This is a genomic window from Nitrospirota bacterium, assembly GCA_035516965.1.
In the GTDB taxonomy this organism is placed as follows: Bacteria; Nitrospirota; UBA9217; order UBA9217; family UBA9217; genus MHEA01.
The window spans coordinates 59,327-84,162 of sequence record DATIZR010000061.1 but is presented as its reverse complement, the minus strand read 5'-3'; the positions used below and the strand labels follow the sequence as shown (position 1 = coordinate 84,162).

Annotated in this window: 24 protein-coding genes, 5 tRNA genes and 4 riboswitches; all 29 genes read left to right on the top strand. The window is 58.6% G+C overall.

What is annotated here, in order from left to right:
• The first annotated feature begins 95 nt into the window (after positions 1-95).
• The gene (locus tag VL197_09350) at positions 96-329 is read left to right on the top strand and encodes a hypothetical protein (GenBank protein HUJ18180.1); all 234 of its coding nucleotides are present in this window, start codon (positions 96-98) and stop codon (positions 327-329) included.
• A gap of 2 nt (positions 330-331) precedes the next feature.
• On the top strand, positions 332-1,024 hold the full coding sequence (locus VL197_09345; protein ID HUJ18179.1) for a DUF2284 domain-containing protein: 693 nt from the start codon (positions 332-334) through the stop codon (positions 1,022-1,024).
• A 58-nt stretch (positions 1,025-1,082) separates the two neighbouring features.
• Positions 1,083-2,147 (top strand): uroporphyrinogen decarboxylase family protein, encoded by a 1,065-nt coding sequence (locus VL197_09340; GenBank protein ID HUJ18178.1) that lies wholly within the window; start codon positions 1,083-1,085, stop codon positions 2,145-2,147.
• Positions 2,148-2,192: 45 nt separating this feature from the next.
• Positions 2,193-2,864, top strand: a complete 672-nt coding sequence (locus VL197_09335) for a cobalamin-dependent protein (GenBank protein HUJ18177.1) — start codon at positions 2,193-2,195, stop codon at positions 2,862-2,864.
• Between the two features lie 121 nt (positions 2,865-2,985).
• Complete coding sequence (locus VL197_09330; GenBank protein ID HUJ18176.1) at positions 2,986-4,929, top strand: ASKHA domain-containing protein; 1,944 nt, start codon at positions 2,986-2,988, stop codon at positions 4,927-4,929.
• A 57-nt stretch (positions 4,930-4,986) separates the two neighbouring features.
• On the top strand, positions 4,987-5,172 hold the full coding sequence (locus VL197_09325) for a hypothetical protein (protein ID HUJ18175.1): 186 nt from the start codon (positions 4,987-4,989) through the stop codon (positions 5,170-5,172).
• A 19-nt stretch (positions 5,173-5,191) separates the two neighbouring features.
• A complete protein-coding gene (locus tag VL197_09320; protein ID HUJ18174.1) occupies positions 5,192-5,428 on the top strand; it encodes an Rdx family protein in 237 nt (78 codons plus the stop codon).
• Between the two features lie 155 nt (positions 5,429-5,583).
• Complete coding sequence (locus VL197_09315; GenBank protein ID HUJ18173.1) at positions 5,584-5,727, top strand: hypothetical protein; 144 nt, start codon at positions 5,584-5,586, stop codon at positions 5,725-5,727.
• Between the two features lie 2 nt (positions 5,728-5,729).
• On the top strand, positions 5,730-6,368 hold the full coding sequence (locus tag VL197_09310; GenBank protein HUJ18172.1) for a class I SAM-dependent methyltransferase: 639 nt from the start codon (positions 5,730-5,732) through the stop codon (positions 6,366-6,368).
• 112 nt (positions 6,369-6,480) lie between these two features.
• Positions 6,481-6,666: riboswitch (cobalamin riboswitch) on the top strand.
• 72 nt (positions 6,667-6,738) lie between these two features.
• A riboswitch (cobalamin riboswitch) is annotated at positions 6,739-6,918 on the top strand.
• Positions 6,919-7,044: 126 nt separating this feature from the next.
• Positions 7,045-8,115 carry a nicotinate-nucleotide--dimethylbenzimidazole phosphoribosyltransferase gene (cobT, locus tag VL197_09305; GenBank protein HUJ18171.1) on the top strand — a complete coding sequence of 357 codons (1,071 nt, stop codon included), beginning with the start codon at positions 7,045-7,047 and terminating at the stop codon, positions 8,113-8,115.
• A gap of 229 nt (positions 8,116-8,344) precedes the next feature.
• Positions 8,345-9,178, top strand: a complete 834-nt coding sequence (locus VL197_09300) for a cobalamin-binding protein (protein HUJ18170.1) — start codon at positions 8,345-8,347, stop codon at positions 9,176-9,178.
• A complete protein-coding gene (locus VL197_09295) occupies positions 9,166-10,131 on the top strand; it encodes an iron ABC transporter permease (GenBank protein HUJ18169.1) in 966 nt (321 codons plus the stop codon). Before VL197_09300 ends, VL197_09295 begins: the two co-directional genes overlap by 13 nt.
• Positions 10,115-10,900: an ABC transporter ATP-binding protein gene (locus tag VL197_09290; GenBank protein HUJ18168.1), complete on the top strand. Its 786-nt coding sequence runs from the start codon at positions 10,115-10,117 to the stop codon at positions 10,898-10,900. The genes VL197_09295 and VL197_09290 overlap by 17 nt, the downstream gene beginning before the upstream one ends.
• Positions 10,901-10,958: 58 nt before the next feature.
• A riboswitch (cobalamin riboswitch) is annotated at positions 10,959-11,147 on the top strand.
• 15 nt (positions 11,148-11,162) lie between these two features.
• The gene (locus VL197_09285) at positions 11,163-13,046 is read left to right on the top strand and encodes a TonB-dependent receptor (protein HUJ18167.1); all 1,884 of its coding nucleotides are present in this window, start codon (positions 11,163-11,165) and stop codon (positions 13,044-13,046) included.
• A gap of 61 nt (positions 13,047-13,107) precedes the next feature.
• Positions 13,108-13,791, top strand: coding sequence for an energy transducer TonB (locus tag VL197_09280; protein ID HUJ18166.1), 684 nt, complete (start codon positions 13,108-13,110; stop codon positions 13,789-13,791).
• Positions 13,792-13,822: 31 nt separating this feature from the next.
• The gene (locus VL197_09275; GenBank protein ID HUJ18165.1) at positions 13,823-14,023 is read left to right on the top strand and encodes a DNA gyrase inhibitor YacG; all 201 of its coding nucleotides are present in this window, start codon (positions 13,823-13,825) and stop codon (positions 14,021-14,023) included.
• Positions 14,024-14,141: 118 nt separating this feature from the next.
• Complete coding sequence (locus tag VL197_09270; protein HUJ18164.1) at positions 14,142-15,275, top strand: zinc-ribbon domain-containing protein; 1,134 nt, start codon at positions 14,142-14,144, stop codon at positions 15,273-15,275.
• Between the two features lie 184 nt (positions 15,276-15,459).
• Positions 15,460-16,983, top strand: coding sequence for a cobyric acid synthase (locus VL197_09265; protein ID HUJ18163.1), 1,524 nt, complete (start codon positions 15,460-15,462; stop codon positions 16,981-16,983).
• 221 nt (positions 16,984-17,204) lie between these two features.
• The gene (gene metK, locus VL197_09260; protein ID HUJ18162.1) at positions 17,205-18,368 is read left to right on the top strand and encodes a methionine adenosyltransferase; all 1,164 of its coding nucleotides are present in this window, start codon (positions 17,205-17,207) and stop codon (positions 18,366-18,368) included.
• Between the two features lie 289 nt (positions 18,369-18,657).
• A riboswitch (S-adenosyl-L-homocysteine riboswitch) is annotated at positions 18,658-18,746 on the top strand.
• Between the two features lie 21 nt (positions 18,747-18,767).
• The gene (gene ahcY / locus VL197_09255) at positions 18,768-20,177 is read left to right on the top strand and encodes an adenosylhomocysteinase (GenBank protein ID HUJ18161.1); all 1,410 of its coding nucleotides are present in this window, start codon (positions 18,768-18,770) and stop codon (positions 20,175-20,177) included.
• A gap of 267 nt (positions 20,178-20,444) precedes the next feature.
• Positions 20,445-21,305 (top strand): DMT family transporter, encoded by an 861-nt coding sequence (locus tag VL197_09250; protein ID HUJ18160.1) that lies wholly within the window; start codon positions 20,445-20,447, stop codon positions 21,303-21,305.
• Positions 21,306-21,403: 98 nt separating this feature from the next.
• Positions 21,404-22,603, top strand: coding sequence for a molybdopterin-dependent oxidoreductase (locus tag VL197_09245; protein HUJ18159.1), 1,200 nt, complete (start codon positions 21,404-21,406; stop codon positions 22,601-22,603).
• 10 nt (positions 22,604-22,613) lie between these two features.
• Complete coding sequence (locus tag VL197_09240; GenBank protein HUJ18158.1) at positions 22,614-22,949, top strand: cytochrome c; 336 nt, start codon at positions 22,614-22,616, stop codon at positions 22,947-22,949.
• 50 nt (positions 22,950-22,999) lie between these two features.
• Positions 23,000-23,332, top strand: a complete 333-nt coding sequence (locus VL197_09235) for a c-type cytochrome (GenBank protein HUJ18157.1) — start codon at positions 23,000-23,002, stop codon at positions 23,330-23,332.
• Positions 23,333-23,503: 171 nt separating this feature from the next.
• A tRNA-Pro gene (locus VL197_09230) sits at positions 23,504-23,580 on the top strand.
• 79 nt (positions 23,581-23,659) lie between these two features.
• Positions 23,660-23,736: transfer RNA gene (locus tag VL197_09225), tRNA-Arg, on the top strand.
• A gap of 336 nt (positions 23,737-24,072) precedes the next feature.
• A tRNA-His gene (locus VL197_09220) sits at positions 24,073-24,148 on the top strand.
• A 61-nt stretch (positions 24,149-24,209) separates the two neighbouring features.
• Positions 24,210-24,286 (top strand) — tRNA-Arg (locus VL197_09215).
• A gap of 266 nt (positions 24,287-24,552) precedes the next feature.
• Positions 24,553-24,629, top strand: a tRNA-Arg gene (locus tag VL197_09210).
• Positions 24,630-24,836 lie beyond the last annotated feature (207 nt).

Sequence of the window (24,836 nt, the reverse complement as noted above, 5' to 3'; positions counted from 1 at the left end):
GCTTATGAAGGATCATGATTTTTCGTAATTTTTTATCGGACTTTATCTGTGTCAAGTTTTAGTTCCGGCTTGTCCGGGGATAGGAGGAATGAATCATGGAAAAATGTTTCAAGTGCGGGGGGAAGGCGGATTTCATCTGCGCGGATTGCGGGGTGAAGGCTTGCAGGGCCCATATGGAGCTCCGCTACACAGGGCCCGACCGTGGCTTCAAGTCGCGGTACATGTGCCCGGCCTGCTGGAAGAAGAAGCGCGTCGTGCTGAACCAGGACATGGTGAATGTGGATACCTATAAGCCCAAATTCTATATCTCAATGGGCGGCAAGGAGTAGTGATGACAGCGGCAGGGACAGCGCGAAAAGCGACAGGGAAGAAGAAAAACGGCGTACCGGAGCGTATCGCTCAGGTCGTGCAGTTCGCCCTCGACAAAGGCGCCTGGAAGGCAAAGGCCTTTTCGGCGCGCAAGATCGTCGTCGACGAACGGGTGCGGATGAAGTGCGAGATCCCGCGCTGTCCCCATTTTGGCAGAACGCTGACCTGTCCTCCCAATGTGCCCACGGTGGATGAGTTCAGGACGGCGCTGAGCAAGTACCGGACCGCAGTTCTGGTTCAGACCAAGGCGCCGCTCTCCCTGGCCATGGATGATTTCAACAAGGAAGTGGTCCTCAAGTTCCTGGAATCCCACAACACCGATCCTGCGCAGAAAGGAGGCGAACCGGATGAAGCGCGCAGGAACCTGGATGACGTCAAGCTGCAAGCTGTCAGGCTACACAAACTGGTGAATGAAGTGGAGGCCCAGGCCATGGCCCTCGGATTTCATTATGCCCTGGGCCTGATCGGGGGCGACTGCATGCTCTGCCCGTCGTGTGCAGGTCCTGGGGCGGGCTGCCGCCGGGCCTACCAGGCGCGGCCGGCAATGGAAGGCGTCGGCATCGACGTGGTGAAAACGAGCCAGAATGCGGGGCTTCCCTTCGACATTCCACCGAAACATGAGGTCGTCTGGAGCGGGCTCGTGCTGATCGAATAAGGTTCGGTCATGCTGGATGTGACCGGTATTGTTAATCCCGAAAGCAAGGAGGTTCTCAATGGCAACAGATCGAATGAATGGTCTTGAAAGAGTGGCGACGGCAATGCAGTTCAAGGAGGCGGACCGGGTCCCTGCTGCACCGCTGGTATGCGGCGCAAGCCACCGGTTCTCGGGGCTGACCTACGCGGAATGGTCGCAGTGCACTGATATCCCCGCAATGGTCAGGGGGCATGTGGACGCTCTCGATATGATCGGCCATGACGGTGTGGTCCTTTTGGTGGACCTTTCCGTCGAGGCCCATGCATTAGGATGCGAGATCAACTTCCCCGAGATGGGCACGGCGCATCCGAACTACGACAAGCCGTTCATCAGCAGCTACAAGGAGTACACGAAGGTCAAGCGCATCGACCCGCGCAAGACGCAGCGGACCAAGGGCGTGATCGATCTCGCCGCGGGCCTTTCGAAGGAGATCGGCAAGACCCATGCCATCGTCGGCTTCGTCTACGGCTCCATCGGCGTCCTCAGCATGATGCGCGGCCCGGAAGCATTCTTCATGGATCTCATGGAGCACCCCGCCGAGGTCATGGCCGCCGTCGAAGTGGTGGACGAGATGCTGCTGGAGTACACAAAGGCACAGCTCGAAGCGGGAGTTCACTGCATATGCTACGATCACCTGTACGCATCGCAAAGCATCCTGAGCAAGCCGCTCTGGGAAAAATTCGAGGGCGAGTCCGTCAGGAAGATCGCGGATTACGTGCACAAGGCAGGCGCGCTCTTCGCCTTCCACAACTGCGGCAACGGGATCTACTTCGACCTGAGCGCGAAATACGGAAAACCCCATGCGATCTCCCATGCCTATGTTGCGGACGATGTGGACAGCTGGGAAGAGCACAAGGCCAAGTGGGGCAAGTGCATCACGACGATCGGCTGGATCCCGCCGGGACCGGTGGCATTCCTCGGTACGCCCGAGGAGATCGAGGAGGAGTGCAAGGCAGAGATCGAGATCTTCGCCAAAGGCGGAGGATTCATCCTCGCGACTGGATGCGAGTTCGGCCCCAATGCCCCGCTCAGAAACGCGAAGCGGATCGTCGAAGCGTCGAAGAAGTACGGCGTCTATAAATAACCACGCAAGAGCGCACTATCAATAACTTAAGGAGGATTACCATACATGGCGACGAAGGAAAAGGAACAGGAACTGATCAAGAGACTACAGGAGGCGGTCATCAACTACAAAGTTGAAGACGCCAGAAAAACGGCGGAAGAGGCGGTCAAGGTGGGCGCCGATGCCTATAAGATGACGATGGAGGGTCTGGCAGGGGGCATGGAGGTCGTCAGCCAGAAGTTCGACAGCCACGAGTATTTCGTCCCCGAGACGCTGCTCTGCGCCAAGGCGCTCTACGCCGCCCTCGACGTCCTGAAGCCGCATATTAAAGTGTCGAGCGGCGGAAAACGCGGCCAGGTCGTGCTCGGCGTGATGCAGGGCGACGTGCACGATCTCGGGAAGAACCTCATCAAGGCCATATTCGAATCATCGGGGTGGACCGTGCACGACCTTGGACGTGACGTTCCGCTTCAGAAATTCGTCGAGGAGCAGCTCAAGACCGACTCCGACATCGTGATGCTTTCCGCCATGATGACGACCTCCATGGTCGGCATCAAGAAGCTTATCCCGATGATCAAGGAGAAAAATCCGAAAGTGAAGATCATGATCGGCGGCGCGCCGATCACCGAGAAGACCGTGGAGGAATACGGCGCGGACATCACGGCGGACAATGCTCCCAATGCTCTTCGCGAAGCCATGAAAATGCTCGAAACGCTGCGAAAAGGCGAGGCAGCCTAGACAGCCGGCAATCTTCATTCAAGGAACTGCGGTACCAGCGGGGAGTCCGACGACCCGTACTCCCCGCTGGTTTCGAGATGAAGGGCCGGGTCAATTTAAAGCAAGGAGAAGGAATAACACTATGGATCATACGATCATCTTTCAGCCTTCCGGTCGTCGCGGCAAGGTACCTGAAGGCACTACGATCCTCGACGCCGCGAGAAGGCTGGGGGTGGGTATCGAGGCGGTCTGCGGAGAGCATATGGTCTGCGGAAAGTGCCGCGTCAAGGTCATGGAGGGTAGCTTTCCGAAGGAGAACATAACGTCCTCGATGAAGCACCTGAGCGATCTCGACGAAAAAGAGATCAAGGTGCTCAAGCGGAAGGATTCGGACGAACACATCCGCCTGGCCTGCTCCACGAAGATCCTGGGCGATGTGCTTGTCTTCGTTCCCGAAGCCAGCCGCACGGGAAAACAGGTCGTGAGCAAGGCCGCCGGCGTCATCAAGATAAAACTCAAACCGGCGGTGTTGAAGTACTACGTGGAGCTGCCCCATCCATCCCTCGATGATCCCCTCGGCGACTTCGAGCGGCTGGAAAAGGCGCTTTCCAAGACTCACCGGGTCAAGGGGCTGTCCATCGATTACCGCGCGCTCCAGGTCCTTCCCGACGCGATCCGCAAGGGGGACTGGAAGGTGACGGTAACGGTCTGGAACAAGAGCGAGATCATCCGTGTCGAGCCGGGTGAAGTGACGACCAATATCGGTCTTGCCGTGGACATCGGCACCACGACCGTCGCCGGATATCTGACCGACCTCAACACCGGCAATGTGCTGGTGACCGAATCGATGATGAACCCGCAGGTGCGGTACGGCGAGGACGTCATGTCGCGCATCACCTACTGCATGATGAACGAACAGACCGGGCTCAAAGAGCTCCAGGCCACGATCATCGAAGGGCTCAATACGATCGTGAAGCAGGCGGCCCACAAAGCGGGGATCTCGCACTTGGACATCAGCGAGATGACCCTCGTGGGAAACACGGCCATGCACCATATCCTGCTCGGGATAAACCCGGAGTACATGGGCGTGGCGCCTTTCACCCCCGCCCTGCATCATTCCGTGGATCTCAAGGCCGACCGCTTCGGCATCGATATCCTTCCCGGCGGAAACATCCACATCATGCCTATCGAAGCCGGTTTCGTAGGGGCCGATAACGTCGGATGCCTGATCGCTGACACGCCGTACAAGCGGGATAAGATGACACTCCTGATCGACATCGGCACGAACGGCGAGCTGGTCTTCGGCAACAAGAAGAAGCTCATCTCCTGTTCCTGCGCCACGGGCCCGGCCCTTGAAGGGGCCCAGATCGAGTTCGGGATGCGGGCAGCACCCGGGGCGATCGAACGGGTCAAGATCGATCCAGAGACCTATGAACCCGTGTACAAGGTGATCGGCAGCAACGAGTGGAGCGACGGACAGCGGAACATGCAGGCCCGGGGCATCTGCGGGTCGGCAATCATTGACGTGATCGCCGAAATGTTCAAGGCCGGGATCATCGTAAAGAACGGCCGCCTCAATGCGGAGATCAAGTCCGCACGGGTTCGGCAGGGGGCGAAGAACGTACCCGAGTATGTCGTTGCCTGGAAGCACGAGACGGCTATCGACCAGGACATCGTGGTCAACCAGAAGGACGTCCGCGCCATCCAGCTCGCAAAGGGAGCCCTCTATTCGGGCTGCCTGATCATGATGCGCAAACTCGGCGTCAGCTCCTTTGACCGCCTTGCCGTGGCAGGCGCCTTCGGCAGCCATATCGACAAGATCGCAGCGATGTCCATCGGGATGTTTCCTGACTGCGATCTGAAAAAGGTCGAGTACATAGGGAACGCAGCGGGCGACGGCGCCCGGATCGCGCTTTTGAACACGGACAAGCGGCGCGAGGCGAACGAGATCGCCCGGCAGGTCGAGTACGTCGAGCTTGCGCTCGAGGAGGATTTCAACGACCGCTTCGGAGAGTCCATGCAGTTCCCCCACATGTTCGACAAATTTCCGCATCTGAAGGGAATTTTGCCGCCGGAATATGTCTAACGTTCTCTGCGCGCGGCAGCGTCGCTTGACGCCGGGCCGCGGAAAGGATGGCACAGAATGAAGGTCCAGTACATTGGCGACACGAAGAAAGTGCAAACCATCAGTGGCAAGGAAGTATCCCTCACGAAGAACGCCGAATACGAGTGCATGGAAAAGGAATATCATTCGGCCACAACGGTCCGGGTGGTCATGGCGGACGGAGAACACGTCAAGATCAAGAGGTCCGAGCTGAAGAAGATGTAGCGGCTGCCGATTCCCGTTCATGCAGATAGCCATTGAATACTGCGGGACGTGCAATTACCGGCCCATTGCGGCCGCTTTCTCGCTGGCAATCCAGGAAGCGTTCGGCGTCAAGCCGGTCTTGGTCCACTCGACTGAGAGCGGTGCATTCACGGTCATTGCGGACGGAGAGACAGTCTTCTCAAAGTCTGTCTCGGGCGTTTTCCCGTCCAAGGAAGAGATCATCGAAATTCTCAGGAAGCGGCGGGGCCCCGAGTGAACGGGCCCGCCGCTCTTCCCTCTCTGCCCGGACAGGAAACGATGATAAAAAAACGCACCATCACGCTGTACATGAACGATCCCATGGGTAAGTGGTGACTGTCTCACATCGAGTCCGCCCGTCGGGCGGAGCAGGAATTCGGCGCGGAAATTATCGTGATCAAGAAAACGGCCCCTGAATATGCATCGGAAAAGGATGCGCCACCCTGTCCCTCGGTAAAGGTCAATGACTGTTTTATCGTGAAAAGGGGAATGATCTCCTACGAACAGCTCAAGGCGGCTCTCGTGAAAGAAGGATAGCGATGGACCGCACGCAGGAGTTGAACCTGTTAAATCAGAAGCGATATGCCGTTACTGCGTGGTTCTACGATATCCTGGATTACCCCTGGGAGCGCCAATACCGGAAGTGGCGACCCGAGCTGTTGAAAGATGTTCACGGAGAGGCACTGGAAGCGGGCGTCGGCACCGGGCGCAACCTGAAATACTACCCAGCAGGCGTGGACCTGACTGCAATGGATTTCAGTTCCGCCATGCTGAAGAAAGCATCGAAGCGGTGCAGCGAAGCAACGTGCAATGTCAAGTTCGTTCTGGAAGACGCTTCGCAGATGGCGACGGTCCCTTCGAACACCTACGACTGGGTCGTCGCGTTCTTTCTCTGCTGCGTCCTGCCCCATGAACTGCAGGACCGGGCGATCTCGGAATTTGCGCGCGTGTTGAAGCCTGGCGGCAGGTTCCGGCTTCTCGAAATGAAGTATTCGGGCGACCCAAAACTCAGAAAAAGGCAGGATTTCTTTGCTCCCCTTGTAGCGAAGGTCTACGGCGCGGGGTTCGACCGGCAGACGCTCATGCACCTCCAGAACAACGCGAACCTGACGGTGACGGGAACGCGCTATATCAAACACGACACGTACGTGCTTATCGATGGCATCCGGATCGTTTGAAGATGCCTTGCGATCAGGATCTTGTTTCTTTGTTTCCTGAAGCAATATAAATAAGTCTCTGAAAATGAAATTGACTTTGCCCGATACCGGTGGTATACATGTAACACTTATACATAGAGAGAGACATTCAAGCCAAGGGAATCCCGTGAAAATCGGGAGCGGACCCGCCGCTGTGATCCTGACCCGCTTTAGGGGTTAAGTCCTTTACTTCTCAATGCGCCACTGACCGGTAACCCGGTCGGGAAGGCCGGTAAAGGAGGGGAGAGCCAGAAGACCTGCTTGGATACTGTTCGCACATTCTTCGGCGTTAAGATCATGTGTGGATTAAGACATCCTTTTAATCCCCCGTCTTGAGTAGAAGACTGGGGATTTTTTGTTGTTTAGCAGTGGGACCGAGGAATAAGAAAGCGGAAAGGGGTGCGATTCCCCTGCTGTCGCGCAACTGTGATGGAAACGAAAGCCGAATCATGCCACTGTCCCGCCCGGGATGGGAAGGCCGGCGAGTAGGTTGTCCTGAGCCAGGAGACGTCTTATTCCGATCTTCGCGTACAAGGAGAAATCATGGTCACGATACTGTTCTCGGAGTTGTCATAGATGCTGGGATTCCTGTTAGTCGGGAAGCCAACTGTGCATACGGCAGGTGAAGCCGTACCTAATACTACATTAAGGAGAAAACATGAACACACTGAAAGAAGTTCTGAATAATATAAAACCGGTAGATGTTTCACGAACAAGCCAGATTCAGGCGCAGCTCGACGATCTGACCAAGCCGCAGGGAAGTCTGGGACGGCTTGAAGAGCTTGCCAGACGGTATTGCCTTATCACGGGCAAAGACAAACCGGTCCTCAGGAACAAGATCATCTTCACCTGCGCAGGGGATCACGGCGTGACGAAGGAAGGGGTGAGCGCCTATCCGGCTGCAGTGACGCCCCAGATGGTCTATAACTTTCTGCGCGGCGGCGCCGGCGTGAACGTGCTCGCACGGCAGGCGGGCGTGCGGGTCATCGTGGTGGACATGGGTGTGGACCACGATTTCGAGCCCGCCGAGGGCCTGGAGATCAGGAAGATCGGCCGCGGTACGGCGAACATGGCTGCAGGACCGGCCATGACAAGGGAACAGGCCGAAGCGTCGATTATGGCAGGCGTCGGGCTCGTGGGGAAGTACCGCGACGGCCTGGATATCATCGGCACGGGCGACATGGGCATCGGCAACACGACGCCGTCGTCCGCGATCGTTTCGGTGATCACGGGAACCGATCCGGAACTGGTCACCGGCCGGGGGACCGGCATCGATGATGCGGCTCTCAGGAGCAAGGTCGAAACGATCAGGAAGGCGATCGCTGTGAACCGGCCGGACCGGCGCGATGCGCTGGATGTCTTGGCCAAAGTGGGCGGGTACGAGATCGGCGGGATCGCGGGCATCGTGCTCGGCGCCGCTCTCTACCGGATCCCGGTCGTCTTGGACGGGTTCATCTCGACGGCAGGCGCGCTCATTGCCGCAGAACTGTGTCCCGCGGCAAAGGATTACCTTATCGCAGCGCACCAGTCCGTGGAGATCGGCCACCGGAAGATGCTGGAGCGCCTGGAACAGCGGCCGCTTTTGGACCTGAACCTGCGGCTCGGCGAAGGGACGGGCGCGGCTTTGGGGATCACGCTGGTCGATGCAGGCCTTCGCGTCCTTGCTGAAATGGCCACGTTCTCATCGGCCGGAGTATCGGAAAAGAGCGCCGAGCAGACGGTTTCGTAGATGTAGCAAGCCCGCTGTGGTGTCATTGCGGGGAGTGCTTCGGCTTTGCTCGGCATAAGCTCTGCGGCGAAGTGATCTCGTATTTGTGACGGGATTGCCGTGCTCCCGGCGGTCGCTCGCAATGACATCGTAACAGCGTTTCTTATTTTATATTGATGGTGTCGTTCCGGAAAGAGAACGAGGTGGACATGATGAAGATGCGGTCGGCATTGGACCCGGATTAACGCGGATGAGAACTTCTCTATTCTTTTCTCTTTCTCTGGTGATGATCGCCTGTTTCGCATCGGCGGCCGATCTTGCATCGTCGCCCCGGCGCATCGTGTCCCTCGCCCCGAGCATGACCGAGATCATGTACGCCCTCGGGCTGGCGGACAACATCGTCGGCGTTACGACCTATTGCGACTACCCGGAGGAGGCGAAGAAGAAGCCCAAGATCGGAGGCATGTCCAATCCTTCGCTGGAGGCCGTCGTCTCCCTCAAGCCGGACATCGTCGTCCTGACCACGGACGGGAACCCGAAGGAATTCGAGGAGCGGCTCGTTTCGCTCAAGATCAGGACCTATGTCTTCGAGGCGCGGCGGCTCTCCGAACTGCCGCAGGGCATCCGCGACCTTTCGGCCGCCTTGAACATCCGGGAGCGGGGCGAGCGCCTTGCACGGGAGATCGAAGAGGGGATCCGGAGGGCGTCCGCCCTGCGCAGTGAGCATCATGTCAAGCGAAAGGTCCTCTTCATCGTCTGGCCGGAGCCGCTCATCGTGGCGGGGCCCGGGACGGTCATCGATGACGCCATAATGCTGCTCGGCCACGAAAATCTGGCGGCGACGGCGAAGACGTCCTATCCCAAGTATTCCATCGAGGATGTCATCAGCCGAGCACCGGACGCGATCTTTGTGGGCAAGGCCACGGGCATGGATATGCGAAGCGTATCAGAGGGTTTCCTGAAAAGAATGTCGTCCGTGCCGGCGGTCAGGAACGGCGCCGTGTTTTACACGAGCGATAAGCTGTACCGGCTCGGGCCGCGTGTCATCGGGGGAATCGAGGAGCTTGCCGCATGTCTCCGGTAAAGATCATCTTACTCTTCCTGGTCGTCCTGCTCATCGTCCTGTGCTCGCTGGTCGCGGGGCCGCGCGTCATCGTTCCCTTCGGCCTGAGCGACACGGACCGCGAGATCCTGTTCTCCATCCGCCTGCCCCGGATCGTCGTGGCAGTGCTCATGGGCATGGCGCTCGGGGCTTCGGGAGCGGTGCTCCAGGGCATTCTCCGGAACCCGCTCGCGGACCCCTATATCCTCGGCATTTCAAGCGGCGCTTCCCTCACCGCCGCGCTCGGCATCATCGGCGGTCTGAGTTTTCTCGGCAGCTTTACCGTGCCGGTCATGGCCTTCATAGGCGCCGTCATAACCGGAGGCATCGTGGGCGTCATGGGGTGGAAGCGGGGAGGGATCTGGCCGGAGCGGCTGCTGCTCGCCGGAGTGGGACTGAGCTTTCTGTTCTCTTCGCTTCTCATGCTGCTGATGAGCGTGTCGACCGACGAGGGAATGCGCCGGGCCACGCTTTGGATCTTCGGCGACCTCTCCATGTCCGAGTGGTCCCGCATCCCCTACGGGCTTGCCTTTGTCGCTGCCGGAATCATCCTCTCCGCAACGCGCGCGAAGGCCCTGAACGCCCTGATCCTGGGCGATGACTTCGCCCACAGCCTGGGTTTCGCACCCCAGCGCGAGCGGTTCATCCTGTTCGTCTCCGTCGGCCTGATGACGGCGGCATCGGTCTCGCTCGGCGGCATGATCGGGTTCATCGGCCTGCTCATTCCGCATATCATGCGTTTCTTTCTCGGCGCGGACAGCAGGATGCTGATCGTCGCCTCGGCGCTCGGCGGCGGATCGCTGCTCTGCATTGCCGATCTGATCAGCCGCTCCCTTCTGCCGCCCATGGAACTGCCGGCGGGCGTGATCACGGCGATCATCGGCGCGCCGTACTTCCTGTTCCTGCTCCGGAGAAAAAATGTCCTCACCATCTGAACCATCAGAGCCGCGGATCCTGGAACTCGATGCGGCCTGCTTCTCCTATGAACGTCAGCGGCCGTTCATCCGCGACCTCTCGTTCAACGTGGGCCAGGGAGAGTTCATCGGTCTCCTGGGTGCGAACGGTTCGGGCAAGTCCACGATCCTGAAGCTCGGAACCGGGATCCTGCGGCCGTCGTCAGGCGGTGTCAGGCTCTGGGGAAGGGACCTGCATGCGCTCAGGCACCGGGACCGCGCCAAGCTGATCAGTTATCTGCCGCAGACGCTGGATATAACCGTTCCCTTTACGATCAGCGAGCTGGTGAGCATGGGGCTCTACCCCTATGACATCCCGCCGGCCATGTCCGTTGACGAGGCGCTGGACCTGGTAGGCCTGGCTACAAAATCGGATGCGAACCTCAGCGATCTGAGCGGCGGTGAGCGTCGGCGGGCCTTCATCGCCATGACGCTGGTGCAGGGCGCGGGGCTGCTGCTCCTGGACGAGCCGCTCGCCAACCTGGATATCAAGTTCCAGATCGACCTCATCAGGCTGCTCAGGAAACTGCGTAAAGCGCGGAACATCTCGGTAGTCATGTCGCTCCATGACATCAACATCGCGCTCCAGTTCGACCGGGTCCTGCTGATCAAGGACGGAAACCTCATCGGCTCTGGCCGGCCCGATGCCATATTGACGAGGGACATGCTGAAGCAGGCCTTCGACGTAAGCATGGAGATACGGCGATCCGAGAAGGCGGGCATGTATATCAGCTACGAGGAAAATTATTAACAGCGAAGCTGTGCTGTCGGAAAGGCGGTGACAGAGGAGGGAGTCGAAGCGCACGGTGGAGACGTAACTGAAGAATGAAACAAAAAAACTGGGAATAGAGAAGCGGAAGGGGGTGCGAATCCCCAGCTGTCACGCAACTGTGATGGAAACGAAAGCCGAGCACGCCACTGTCCCGCAGTGCGGGATGGGAAGGCCGGTGAGTAGGAAGTCCTGAGCCAGGAGACCTCTCGTTCCCAAAACCTCGATGGAAGGAGTATATATAATGAAGGGAATCGTAACAGCAGTCATTGTTTCGTGCTGCGCGGCGGCATTTGCGGTTGTGCCGGCAAAGGCCGACGATACAGTGCAGCTCAAGGAAGTGGTGGTAACGGCAACGAAGACCGAGAAGGAGCCTCAGGATGTTACACAGTCCGTAACGGTCATCACGAGCGACGAGATCCAACGGTCAGGGGCACAGACGGCAGCTGAAGCCATCGACCACGCAAGCGGCATCAAGCTCACGGAAACAGGCGGTAAAGGCTCGGTCACTGAAATCAACATCAGAGGCGCCAATTCCGAGCAGGTCGTGGTCCTGCTTGATGGCAGGCGGCTCAATTCAGCGAGCGCCGGGGGATTCGATATGTCCAGTCTCCCGGTGCCGCTCGAGGACATCGAACGTATCGAGATCGTGCGAGGAGCTGCGTCCTCGTTGTACGGCGCGGACGCTCTGGGCGGAGTGGTCAATATCATCACAAAAAAACCGAGAGGTCCGTCAACGACCGTCAAAGCCGAGGCCGGAACGCACGGATGGCAGGACCTTACGGTGGGAAATTCGAACAAGATCGACAAGTTCTATTATTCGCTGTCGGGCGGCACGCAGAAATACGACGGCTTTCGGGTAAACAGCGATCTTGACCAGTGGAAGGCTGCTATAAAACTGGGCTACGATCACAGCGCAGATACGAATGTCGAGCTGTCCATCGACTCGCTCGGCAAGGAGATCGGTGTGCCAGGCTCAACAGCCGATGGCGGCATCTTTCTGAGTCCGCTGGCTCGTGAATGGGACCGGACCCAGGGTTCGTCACTCACCTATAAGACAAAATTCACGAGGGAGCTCGATCTCAGGCTGAACGTATATCAGAACCAGGATGATATCAGGTTCATTGACCCGAACCCGTTCTTTCGGCAGCACACCGAGAACACGAGCACATCGACCGGGGCCGAGGTGCAGACGAACTGGGTGGCGAATTCCTGGAACCTTTTGACGCTGGGAGCCGAGGCGAGGCAGAATCATCTCGACGGCATTAACACGGAACAGCCTGATGCAAGCCCGGGAGTCCATACCGACTCGATTATGGCGGCCTATATCCAGGACGAGATCTCCGCTGGTGAATCGCTCATCGTTGTTGTCGGAGCACGCGAGGACACAAACTCGGTTTATGGAAGCAACTTGAGCCCGAAAGTGAGCGCTCGGTATATCATTTCCCCGACCGGAACCATCATCCGCGCATCGGCGGGCGAAGCGTTCCGCGGTCCTACGTTGAACGAGCTCTTCTGGCAGTTTGACGGCTTCGAGCAGGGAAACCCGGCTCTGCAGCCCGAGACCTCGAAGGAGTATGAAGCAGGCATCGAGCAGCCATTCGGCAAGAGGTATTCAGTCAAGTTCACCTATTTTAGACGCCTGGTTGACAACCTGATCAACTGGCAGGTAGATCCCTCAACATTTATTTACTCGCCTGTCAATATCAGCAGGGCGCGGATCGAGGGTTCGGAATCGGAGGTAAAAATAGCTCCTTTCGAATCTTTCACGTGGGCTCTTAATTACACGTATACGAAAGCAGTCACGGATCAGCTGACGAGTTCCTATATCGCGGGAATTCCCGCAGCACAGGCTAAGAGTTATGTGAATGTGACATTGCCCGGGAAAACGAATCTCTTTATAGACGGAAGGTATGTCAGAAACTATACCTATCCCGGCATCCCCAATCCTACGCAGGAGTATACGGTCGCCGATGCAAAGTTGTCGCAACCTGTCGAGTTGGGGCAGAAGGTGAAGGCCGAAATCTATGCCGGCGTCAAGAACATGTTCAATCGCGAATACCAGGTGAATGCCGGGTATCCCATGCCTGGCCGGGAATGGTTCGGCGGCGTTTCTTTGGTTTTCTGATAGTTGTATAATTAAAAGAAAGGACGTTGACTCGTCTCAACGTCCTCTCTTGTCGCGACCTATGATGTTCCGCAAGTTCATACTGCTCTCGCTTGCCCTGCACCTGCTCCTGTTCGGGACCGGGATTACCTTTGCCCGGTTTGCCGGAGACCTGCTGCAGGGCCGTCATGACCCGATCATGGTCGCACTGATCGGCAGGGAGGGAACGTCGGCTTCAGGGAACGAAGCGAAGACAGCCGCGCCCCCTGCCGCGAGAAAAATCGTTCCGAACAAGGAGGTCTTGCATGAGCCGGTTCCTGTTCAGCAGGAAGCGCCGGTCCCGGTCCCGGCTTCCGATACAGTCCCCGTGCCTCAAGTGAACAGGCAACCGCATGGCGAGGGGACAGCCGTTGATCAAGATGCGCAGCAGCATGCCTCGGGTGTGAACGGGGAATCAATCGGGCAGACCTCAGCCGCGGCGGGCTCGTCGTCAGGGTCCGTTTCTTCGGAGCAGTGGGCCGTGATCGTGTCTTCCATCGAGCGGGCAAAAAACTATCCGCGCCTGGCCCGCGAGCGCGGTATCGAAGGCATCGTTCGTCTCCGGTTTCGCGTGAGGCCCCAGGGGGATGTGGACCGTGTCGAGATCGTCAAGAGCTCGGGCTCCGAGGTCCTGGATTCCGCCTCGGTCCGGACGGTCTATCGCGCCGGACCCATGCCGTACGTGAGCGGCTGGGTCGAAGTGCCGATCGCCTATGTGTTGAAATGACGGAAGCCGGTCGGAGAAACAAATGACAGCGATGAAAAAAATGGTGACCACCCGCTGTCCGGTCTGTAAAAAGGAAGCAGGCTGGAAAGACAACCCGTACAGGCCTTTCTGCTCCGAGCGGTGCAGGCTGATCGATCTCGGCAAATGGGCCGCGGGGGAATACCGCATCGCCGGTGAGAAAAAGGACATCCCCGACGCGGAAGGGGGAGAAAAAAATGATGGAGAGGTGTAGATAATTTCCCGAAAATATACTACAATGAACGCCAATTCGAGTCCCCACTGCGCGGTGGGATTCCCTTCCCGAAGTTCGTTTTCCGGACCGGGGACCTGATCGTGAGGAGGCATATCGCATGGAAGTCCGCTGCTCAGGCTGCAACAAGCTCTTCCGTGTCGCCGATGATAAGATTACGGGAAACGGCATCAAGTTCGGCTGCACCCGCTGCGGTGATATCGTAAAGATAACCCGCCAGGACTTCGAACAGTACCAGTTGTCCGAAGCGGCTGCCGCCCTTCCGGACATGCTCGCACTGCCTGTGCAGGCAGCACCGAAGGCCGCTGCAGCAATGCCGCCGGCTTCCCGGGAGACGGCGGCGTCCGCCCCCGCGTTCGATCTCGCTCTTCCCGCGGATGACACTGCCGCCCTGCCGCAGGAGGAAGAGGCTCCCCCTGTTTTCGTCAAGCCGGCGGTCCGCGAGGCAACAAAACCCTCAGTGGCAAAGGACCAACCCTCACCCCGGCCGCAGGAGCCGCCTGCCGCTCGGCCGGCGCCCGGACCGGCTCCGGTTCAGCAGAAGCCACCGGTAAAAGAGCCGCCCATCCAAAGACCCGAGCCCGTGCGGCCTGCCGCCCCGGTCTCCGCGCCTCCAGCCGCGGCATCCCCGGCACGAGAGGCGGCCCGGCCGGCTCCGGTCGTTCTTGACGCGGCTCCCGTGCAGTCCGCGGGATCCGGCCTCGGGAAAATGACGGCCTTCATCGTTATCGCGCTCCTGGTTGTCGGAGGCATCGCGTTCGGGGTAAAATTTTATCTCGGGCAGGCTTCGCAGCGTGCGTCCGATGCCGCAAAAGGCATGACCTCACCGGACGGACTGCAGATCCAGAATGCCTCCGGCGCCATCGATCCCGCGAAGGGCGACCTCGTCATAACCGGCGTCATCGAGAACACAACGGACAAACCGAGGCCGGCATGGTATGTCGTCGTCGACGTGTACAATGCCCAGAACGCGGTCCTCACAAAAGGGAAATTACTGAACGGCAAACAGCTCTACACGAAGCGGGACCTCGAAATCCTTGCCAAACGCGGAGTGAACATCCCGGAGCTCAAGAAGAGCCTTCAGGAGCAGGGGGTGACGATCCCTGCCAGGGCTTCGGTGAATTTTGAGATACGCATCCTCGAACCGCCGGTCGGGGTCGCCAGCTTCAACGCGACACTCCAGCCATTCGATCCGGTGCAGCTCTATAAAGAGATCGCCGAGGAGCAGACATAGGAGTTACCCTGCCCGGACGGGCTGAAACCAAGATTGCTTTAACCACACCCTGCACTCGCGCGAAGCACTCGTAATCGTTGGGCGCAGGCAAGCGGCTTCGCCGCACAGGGAAAGAAGCACAGACAAAAGCCCAGCCTTCTCTGTGTGTCCTCGCAGCGGACCCGTGGTTCCCTCAAGTATCCTTATGTCAAAATCAATCATGATCCAGGGCACCGGCTCCGGTGTCGGGAAAAGCATCCTCTGCGCGGCCTTTTGCCGCATTTTTTTTCAGGACGGGCTTCTCGTCGCCCCCTTTAAAAGCCAGAACATGTCCCTGAACTCCTTCGTTACCCGTGACGGGCTCGAGATGGCGCGCTCCCAGGTTGTCCAGGCCGAGGCTGCAGGAGTGGAGCCGTGCGCGGACATGAACCCCCTCCTGCTCAAGCCCAGTTCCGACACCGGCTGCCAGGTGATCCTGAACGGGAGGGTGATCGGCGACTATACCGCTGCGCAGTACGGCTCTTACCAGCGGGACATCTGGCCCTCGATCCAGCAATCCTACCACAGGCTCGCCCGAAACCACGATGTGATCGTGATCGAAGGAGCGGGCAGCCCTGCCGAGGTGAACCTGAAGGACCGCGACTTCGTGAACATGCGAACAGCCGAAATGGCTGACGCGCCCGTGATCCTCGCGGCAGACATCGACCGGGGCGGCGCGTTCGCTTCAATCGTCGGGACAATCGAACTGCTGGAGCCGCATGAGCGGGACCGGATCAAGGGCTTCATCATCAACAAGTTCCGGGGGGATATTTCCCTCCTGACGCCGGGGCTGGACTTCCTCGCTGAGAGAACGGGCATCGCGACGCTCGGTGTCGTTCCCTTCTTCCGCGGCGTGTACGTCCAGGAGGAGGACGGCGTGCCGCTCGAAGCGAATTCGGGATCCGGAGCGGGGAGTGCGGAGTCGAGAGCAAAATCCGAAATTGACATTGTTGTCATCCATCTGCCCCATATCTCGAACTTCACCGATTTTGACGCTCTCGCGGCCGAACCAGGCGTCCGGGTCAGATATGTCCAGGCATCGGCCGACCTGGGCTGTCCGGACGTGGTAATCATCCCCGGCAGCAAGAACACGATCGGCGACCTGCTCTATCTGCGGGAGACCGGCATGGAGCAACGGATCAGGGAGTTCGCTGCCCGCGGAGGTATGGTGGCCGGCATCTGCGGTGGCTATCAGATGCTGGGGAAGGCCATTAGCGACCCCTTCCGCGTGGACGGAACGGTTCCGGAAGCCGAGGGCATCGGCCTGCTCCCGGTAACGACGATCATGGAAACGCAGAAACAGACGACGCAGGTCCGGGCCGAGTCGCTTCGAAGCGAATTCTGGGAGCACGGTGCCGCGTTGAGCGGGTATGAGATTCACATGGGAAGGACCGAGCGGCTCGATGGGGCAAGTGCAGCGTTTCGCGTGCGGGAGAACGGCACGATGCGCGACGACGGAGCCCTGTCGCCGTCGCATCGCATCTGGGGAACCTATCTGCACGGGGTATTCGACAGCGATGTATTCCGGAGCAGTTTTCTTGACCACATCAGGACGCGGAAGGGGGTCGGCATCGTTTCCGGGACGTCCTATGAGAGCCTGAAGCAGGAGGGGTTCGACAAGCTCGCGTCGATCGTACGGTCCAGTATCGACATGAAGGCCGTCTATGACATCCTGGGTATGAAGAAGTGATCCTCCAGGCTGCCTGGCCGCGATCCTGCGGAAGCCGGCAAAAAACAGGTTGAAAAGAGGGGGCGGTTCAGGTATTGTTCTAGCCATCCGCGGGATCTGCGATCCATTTGTCCCTTTCCACCCTCGAGTTCTCCCGAGGCTAATTTTTTCTTGACAAATACCGTGGCTGTGCTATAAAAACGAAATTTTCTGAGAGGGCCGCAAGGCCGGGAGGAAGCCAAATGAGCAGCAGCTGCAGCAGGAACTACCTTTTTACCTCGGAATCCGTCACCGAGGGGCATCCGGACAAGATAGCCGACCAGATTTCAGACACCGTCCTCGACGCGTTCCTCGCGCAGGACCCCATGAGCCGCGTGGCATGCGAAGCGCTCCTGACCACGGGACTGGTCGTGGTGGCGGGCGAGATCACCTCGAAAGGCCGAGTCAATATCCAGGACCTCGTGCGGAAGACGATATCGGACATCGGCTATACCCGGGCCAAGTTCGGCTTCGATGCCGAGACCTGCGGGATCATCGAGTCGGTCCATGCGCAGTCCCCGGACATCTCCATGGGGGTGGACACGGGCGGCGCCGGCGATCAGGGGCTCATGTTCGGCTATGCCTGCGACGAGACACCGGAGCTTATGCCCATGACCATCATGCTTGCCCACAAGCTCACGCGCAAACTGAGCGAGGTGAGAAAGTCGGGCGTACTCCCGTACCTGAGGCCGGACGGCAAGTCCCAGGTCACGATCGAGTACCTGGACGGCAAGCCCCACAAGCTGCATACCGTCGTGGTCTCGAGCCAGCACGGCCCGGAGGTGGATCAGAAGCAGATCCGCAAGGACATCATCGAAAAAGTGATCAAGCCCGTGCTCCCGCCGGAGCTTCTGGACGAGAAGACGGTCATCTACCACATCAATCCGACGGGACAGTTCATAGTCGGGGGGCCCATGGGCGACACGGGACTCACGGGACGCAAGATCATCGTGGACACCTATGGCGGCGTGGGCAGCCACGGCGGCGGCGCCTTCTCGGGAAAGGACCCCTCGAAGGTCGACCGTTCGGCGTCCTACATGGCGCGCTACGTCGCGAAGAACATCGTTGCCGCAGGGATCGCGGCCGAGTGCGAAGTGCAGCTTGCCTATGCCATCGGCGTGCCCGAGCCGGTTTCGATCCATGTGGACGATTTCGGCACCGGCAAGGTGGACCATGAGAAGCTTGTCGACGTCATCAGAAAGAACTTCGACATGACCCCGAAGGGGATCATCCATACCCTCGATCTCCGCCGTCCTATCTACAGGAAGACCGCCGCCTACGGCCATTTCGGCAGGAACGAGCCGGAGTTCTCCTGGGAAAAGACGGACAAGGCTGCTACGCTCAAGAAGGACGCGGGATTGAAGTAATGGCCGATTGCACGCTGCACTCGCGCGGTAACACCCCGCAGTCGCGCTTTGCACTCATAAGCGTCGGGTGCAGGCTCGTAAACGCTGGGCACAGGCGAAAGGTAGATTGCCGATCCAGGCTATGCGTGAGCAGTTTGAAAATTATGCAGGTGCAGCCCTGTGTGGCTGCCCCCAACGCTGTGTGACGTATACTCTTTGACCGCGAAGGCAGGGAATTCAAGTGGGAAGCTGCTGACGCGGCTGTCGCGTTTCGCACAGACGAAGGACGGTAATTCAAACATCAACCCACCCCGTCGAGGGGCGCTGCAGCAGTCACCGCAAGGTGGGTCTGTCAGGCTCGATGGGGTCTTCAACTGGTAGCAACGGCGCCCATTCATTAACCTGAATGGGAGGAGCTTTATGACTACTGCAATGGCTGCAAAAGACTACGTAGTTGCCGACATGAACCTGGCCTCATGGGGCCGCAAAGAGATCAAGATCGCCGAGACCGAGATGCCCGGTCTGATGGCCATCCGCGAAGAGTTTGCCCGGAGCCAGCCTTTGAAGGGCGCGCGCATCACCGGCTCGCTGCACATGACTATCCAGACCGCAGTGCTGATCGAGACGCTGACCGCGCTCGGCGCTCAGGTGCGTTGGGCCTCGTGCAACATCTTCTCGACGCAGGACCACGCTGCCGCCGCAATTGCCAAGGACGGCATCGCCGTGTTCGCCGTCAAGGGCGAATCGCTCAAGGACTACTGGGACTACACGCACCGCATCTTCGAATGGCCGGACAACGGCTACTCGAACATGATCCTCGACGACGGCGGCGACGCCACGCTGCTGCTGCACCTCGGTGCACGTGCCGAGAAGGATATTTCGGTGCTCGACAAGCCCGACAGCGAGGAAGCTACGGTGCTGTTCGCCAGCATCAAGGCCAAGCTCAGGCAGGATCCGAAGTGGTACTCGACGCGTCTGGCGAAGATCAAGGGCGTGACCGAGGAGACCACCACCGGTGTGCACCGCCTGTACCAGATGCACGAGAAGGGCGACCTTAAGTTCCCCGCGATCAACGTCAATGACTCGGTCACCAAGTCCAAGTTCGACAACCTCTACGGCTGCCGCGAGTCGCTGGTGGACGGCATCAAGCGAGCCACCGACGTGATGGTCGCGGGCAAGATCGCCGTGGTCTGCGGCTACGGCGACGTGGGCAAGGGGTCGGCACAGGCGTTGCGTGCATTGTCCGCCCAGGTGTGGGTCACCGAGATCGACCCGATCTGCGCGTTGCAGGCGGCGATGGAAGGCTACCGCGTGGTCACCATGGACTACGCCTGCGACAAGGCCGATATTTTCGTCACCGCCACCGGGAACTATCATGTCATCACGCATGACCACATGGCGAAGATGAAGGACCAGGCGATCGTTTGCAACATCGGCCACTTCGACTCCGAGATCGACGTTGCCTCGTTGGAGAAATACCCGTGGGAAGAAATCAAGCCGCAGGTCGACCACATCATCTTCCCTGACAAGAAACGCATCATCCTGCTGGCCAAGGGTCGCCTGGTGAACCTCGGCTGTGCAACCGGCCACCCGTCATACGTGATGTCGTCCTCGTTCGCCAATCAGACCATCGCCCAGATAGAACTGTTCACCCATCCCGACAAGTATCCGGTAGGCGTATACACACTGCCGAAGCACCTGGACGAAAAGGTCGCGCGCCTGCAGCTGAAAAAACTGAACGCGCAGCTGACCACATTGACCGATCAGCAGGCCGCCTATATCGGCGTGTCCAAGGAAGGTCCGTACAAGTCGGAGCACTACCGCTACTAAGCGGGGAAGCTCAAGAAGGAAGTCTATCCGGTGCCGGAAAACATCGCAAGGAGATCGCGAGGCTGAAGCTGGAGGCCATGGGTATCCGCATCGACAAGCTCGCGCCGGAGCAGAAGAAGTACCTCGAGTCCTGGAAGATCGGCACGTAGGGACAAAGACTCACAAGACAGAAGCGAACAGACAGGAGCCAGAAGTCGGGAAGCGGAACTCAGATGGAGATGTATTCTGAATTCTGTTTTCTGACTCCTGGCTCCTTTATTTTGATCTATGCAGAACTACCTGAAAATCATCCTCTCCATGATCATCTGGAGCACCTGGGGCGTCCTGATCCGCTGGATTGCGCTTCCGCCGGTGGTGGTGCTCTTCTATACCTCCCTGATCGCCAGCTTCCTGGTGCCCCTCGTTCTCGCGGTAAGAGGGGACTTCCCGAAGCCTTTCTTTACCATGGACTCCTGGTACCTCTTCGCCGGGCTGGCGATGGCATCCATCCTGAACAATATAACCTACTTCTATGCGCTGGGGCACACGACCGTCTCCAACGCGGTCTTTACCCACTATACTGCGCCTGTGCTCGTGGCAGTACTCGCGCCATTCGTGATCGCCGAACGTCTTGAACGGGTTACGCTCATCTCGCTGCCTCTCGCCGCAGCCGGCATGACGATGATCGTGCTGAACGAGGGGGGAATCCGGCTGAACAGCGTTCACCTGCCGGGCATTCTTGCCGGAACGGCGTCGGGGTTCGGTTATGCCTTTATGATCATGCTGACGCGCCGGCTGAGCCTGCTTGAGCTGAATCAGAAGGCTTTAGTCGTACTGCTCTGGATCACGGTCCTTGCCACGGCACCGGCCGTCCTTTCCCTGGATTACTCGATCGGTCCGCGGACTGCGGCCCTGCTGCTGATCACGGGTGTCTTCCACTCGACGATCGCGCCTCTCCTGTATTTCAGCGCCCTCAAAAAGGTGCTGGCCCAGCATGCGGCGGTCCTGGGATATATCGAACCGCTTTCCGCGATCCCGCTTGCATTCCTGTTCCTGTCGGAAACGCCGCCGCTCATGGCGCTCTTCGGCGGTGCATTGATCCTCTTGTCCGGGTATCTGGTCGTGCATGCAAGGATGTCGGTTCGGTAGTCACCAGGAACAACCATTTTATTTGGCAACCAGGTTCAACTTAGGCTATACTGAACTTATATCTTTGATAGATCAAACTGCATTACAGGAGGCTCGTCATGGGGAACGATCGTTTTACCAGAAGGGACTTTCTGAAATCAGCCGGTATGATCACGGGCATGGCTGCCTTCGGCCAGGTCCCTGCAGAACTGCTTGCAGCGCTCGATGAACAGAAACTGGTCCGTTATCCAGAAAAGACGGATATGATCCTGGTTACGTCCCGCCCGCCCCAGCTGGAAACACCCTTTCCTTATTTCAAAGAACTGATCACCCCCAATGAGGCGGTCTTTGTCCGGTGGCACATTGCCAACGTCCCGACATCCGTCGATTTGGATACATGGCGTCTCACGATCGGCGGCAACACGGAGAAGGAGCTTCAGCTGTCCATGAATGAGCTCAGGACGAAGTTTGCTCCCGTCAGGTATACCGCCGTGATTCAGTGCTCGGGAAATAGCAGAAGCCTGTTTGAACCCCGGGTTGCGGGCGGCCAGTGGAAGAACGGGGCCATGGGGAACGTCACCTGGACGGGCGCCCGCCTCAAGGACATCCTGAATGCGGCGGGACTGAAGGAGGGGAGCGTTGATGTAGCCTTTGACGGACTCGATGGTCCGCCGCTCCCATCGGTCCCCGATTTCGTGAAGAGCCTTCCCGTGGACAAGGCGCTGGACGAGGATATCATCGTTGCCTACGAAATGAACGGCAAGGCGCTGCCGATGCTGAACGGATTCCCGGCGCGTCTGATCGTGCCCGGTTGGTTCGCGACCTACTGGGTCAAGTCACTCAGCTCGATCACGGTCCTGAACAAACAGTTCGACGGCTTCTGGGTCAAGACGGCCTATCGGATCCCGGACAATCCCTGCGGCTGCGTCCCTCCGGGCGGCAAGCCGGACAGAACGATTCCGATCAATCGTATGACGACCCGTTCGTTCATCGTCGATCCGTCCGACGGGTCAACGCTCAAGGCAAACAAGCCGATCACGATGATGGGTATTGCCTTCTCCGGCGGATACGGCATTCGCGATGTGCTCGTCTCCCTTGACGGCGGGCGGTCCTGGGACGAAACTCAGATTGGAAAGGACATGGGCAAGTACGCCTGGGTCCAGTGGTCCTATCCATGGAAACCGAAAAAAGCCGGGAAATACACGCTCATGGTCAGGGCTACCAACAGCATCGGAGAGTCGCAGCCCGTGGAAAAGCTCTGGAATCCGGCGGGGTATCTGAAAAACGACATCGAAAAAGTCGAAGTGGTAGTGCGATAGGAGGAATATCATGAAGAACCTTATCCCGATCCTCGCGTTCATTGCCCTCTCGATGCCTGCTTTTGCCCAAGAGCCCGGACAGCCGGGAAGCATGGGAAACGTGCATTCCATCCAGCTTCCGACGCCGACGGTAACACTCAAACAGGCGCCGGGAGTGGATAAGGCTGCCTCGTTCTGCGCAATTTGCCACAGCCTTGACTACATCACGACGCAGCCGCCATTTTCGCGGTCACAGTGGACTGGTACGGTGAACAAGATGATCAAGGTCATGGGGGCCCCCATCCCGGAGGAGGACGCAAAGACGATCATCGATTACCTGGCCGCAAACTACGGAAACGGTAAATAACGGGTCCCGGTGTCCCGATGTTCAATGCCAAGTGAGTGAAAGGAGAGAATATGAAGAAGGGCTTTATTGTTGCAGCTGCTGTTCTAGTTGCTGTGGTGGCGGTCGTTTCTTCAACCGGCGCGGCGCTGGCGGCCGGCCAGCCCGGGGAGACGCTGTTCAAGCAGAATTGCGCGGTTTGTCACGTTGACGGCGGGAATATCATCAACCCGCAGAAGACTCTCCATAAAAAAGACCGCGAAGCCAACAATGTCAAGACTGCTGAAGACATCATTAAGAAAATGAGAAACCCCGGCCCGGGTATGACTCAATTCGATACGAAGACGATTTCAGACAAGAACGCCCACGAGATCGCGGAGTATATCCTCAAGACGTTCAACAAATAAGGACTTCGACTGCCTTGACCAGAGCCATGTCCCGGGAGCCCCGGTGACATGGCTTTTGTTGTTTAGCCGCAGGTCGACACCGACGTGGAGGAATATCGGGGAGCTTGACAATGCAGGGGAGTCTGAGTATTATAGGGCCACGCTAGGGCTCATTGGCTCATTGCAGCACATCGGGGCGTGGCGCAGCCCGGTAGCGCGTCTGCTTTGGGAGCAGAAAGCCGGAGGTTCAAATCCTCTCGCCCCGACCAGTTTTGAATTGAAGATTGAAAATTGAGAATGCCTTTTTTTCTTTTCAATTTTCAATTTTTAATAGCGCGAAGCGCTTGCGCGCCTGTAGCTCAGGTGGATAGAGCAACAGCCTTCTAAGCTGTGGGTCAGGGGTTCGAATCCCTTCAGGCGCGCCAGTTCTATCGACCAAGGTCGAATACTGATGCAAGTCAAGAACGACCACAGCCTGACCCCAGGGGTTTCAGGGGAAGGATTCCCCTGAGCTTCGGGGGAGATACCAGAGGGGGCGGACCCCCTCTGGGGAGCGCCTGGCGCGCGACAGGTCAGGGGTTCGAATCCCTTCAGGCGCGCCAGTTCTATCGACCTAGATCGAATGCGGATGCAAGACAAGAAAGGCAATCTGGAGCAAGGTACAAGCTACCTTCGAGGATTGAGGGCGGCAGACATAATGGCTGTTGACAAATGAACGTCAACGCTATACAATGTGCTCCGCTTTTCATACTGTCAATACGGTGGGCGTAGCTCAGCTGGTAGAGCACAAGGTTGTGGCCCTTGTGGCCGCGGGTTCGAGCCCCGTCGCTCACCCCAAATTTCCGTAGAGACGGTCGTTGCCGGCCGTCTCTACCAGTTTTTAGACCCGGTACCGAGGGCGCCCGTAGCTCAGCTGGATAGAGCGTCGGACTTCGAATCCGCAGGCCGCAGGTTCGACTCCTGCCGGGCGCGCCAATTGCCAACTCAGTGCTTACCCGCTAGTGATGACAGGCGCCGCGCACCCTGCGGCCGAGGGGTGGAAGGGGAGAAACTCCCCTGTGCTTCGGGGGAGACACCAGAGGGGGCTGGCCCCCTTTGGGGAGCCCTTTACGGGCGCCGCCGCAGGTTCGACTCCTGCCGGGCGCGCCAGAAATAAATGGAAAATGCACAGAGCAAAACGCGGGGATGCGGTTTGCTGTAAAGGTTTCATTCTCAATCGCTTTGATCTTCCTTGTTCTCATGCGCCCGTAGCTCAGCTGGATAGAGCGTCGGCCTCCGAAGCCGAAGGTCGTGGGTTCGACTCCCGCCGGGCGCACCATAAAAACATCGTCGACAAGATAGCGCAATCAGCAAAGCCCGGGAAGCAACAGGAGAACCCACGACCAGGGGTTTCAAGGGAAGGATTCCCCTGAGCTTCGGGGGAGAGACCAGAGGGGGCTGGCCCCCTTTGGGGAGCCCTTCAGGGCGACGGAGTGCGGTTCGACTCCCGCCGGGCGCACCATAAAAATATCGTCGACAAGATAGC